General features: G+C 59.0%; 1 pseudogene. It reads right to left on the reverse strand.

The window, feature by feature from the left end:
• A pseudogene (locus ACO0K8_RS22280) lies at positions 1-1,428 on the reverse strand (hypothetical protein); the annotation flags it as partial.

Here is a 1,428-nt window from a genome sequence, read left to right on the forward strand (position 1 = left end):
TCGCACTGTCTATGCCTGGGGCGGAGACATTGCCAGCCTGGTCGGTGACGGTAGCGCTGACGGACAAGGTCGCGCCTTCAGCCGGTTTCGCAACCGTGCTGCTGTAGGTGCCCGCTGTGATTTCTGCGGCGGTTAAGACATGGCTTTGCGGAGTAGTACCATCGGTGATCGTCAGGGTGTCGCCTGCTTTAGCGGTACCTGGCAAGGCGACTGTGACTGCCACTGTCGTTGCTGCGCCCAGTTCTGTTTTACTGATCAGGCCGTTGTTGTTGCTGTCGGTCGTGATGGTGATCGTCGGCGCTGCTGTGGCCGTTGTGTCTAAAGTCGCACTGTCTGTGCCTGGGGCGGAGACATTGCCAGCTTGGTCCGTGACGGTAGCGCTGACGGACAAGGTCGCGCCTTCCGCTGGTTTCGCAACGGTCGTACTGTAAGTACCCGCCGTGATTTCTGCGGCCGTTAAGACATGGCTTTGCGGAGTCGTGCCGTCGGTGATCGTCAGCGTATCACCTGCTTTAGCCGTACCTGGCAAGGCGACTGTGACTGCCACTGTCGTTGCTGCGCCCAGTTCTGTTTTACTGATCAGACCGTCGTTGTTGCTGTCGGTCGTGATGGTGATCGTCGGCGCTGCTGTAGCCGTCGTGTCTAAAGTCGCACTGTCTGTGCCTGGGGCGGAGACATTGCCAGCGATATCTGTGACGGTAGCGCTGACCGACAAGGTCGCGCCTTCAGCCGGTTTCGCAACCGTGCTGCTGTAGGTGCCCGCTGTGATTTCTGCGGCGGTTAAGACGTGGCTTTGCGGAGTAGTACCATCGGTGATCGTCAGGGTGTCGCCTGCTTTAGCGGTACCTGGCAAGGCGACTGTGACTGCCACTGTCGTTGCTGCGCCCAGTTCTGTTTTATTAATCAGGCCGTTGTTGTTGCTGTCGGTCGTGATGGTGATCGTCGGCGCTGCTGTGGCGGTGGTATCCAGTACGGCACTGTCTGTGCCTGGGGCGGAGACATTACCAGCTTGGTCGGTGACCGTTGCTGTGACCGTTAAATTAGCGCCTTCTGCCGGTTTGGCAACCGTTGTGCTGTAGGTGCCCGCGGTGATTTCTGCGGCGGTTAAGACATGGCTTTGCGGAGTCGTGCCGTCGGTGATGGTTAGGGTGTCGCCTGCCTTGACCGTACCTGGCAAGGCGACTGTGACTGCCACTGTCGTTGCTGCACCGAGTTCTGTTTTACTGATCAGGCCGTCGTTGTTGCTGTCGGTCGTGATGGTGATAGTTGGTGCGGCAGTCGCAGTCGTATCTAGCACTGCACTGTCTGTGCCTGGGGCGGAGACATTACCCGCCTGGTCGGTGACCGTCGCACTAACAGACAAGGTCGCGCCTTCCGCTGGTTTCGCAACGGTCGTGCTGTAAGTACCAGCGGTGATTTCTGCGGCGG

The sequence above is a fragment of the Undibacterium sp. Ren11W genome (assembly GCF_049340485.1).
In the GTDB taxonomy this organism is placed as follows: Bacteria; Pseudomonadota; Gammaproteobacteria; order Burkholderiales; family Burkholderiaceae_D; genus Undibacterium.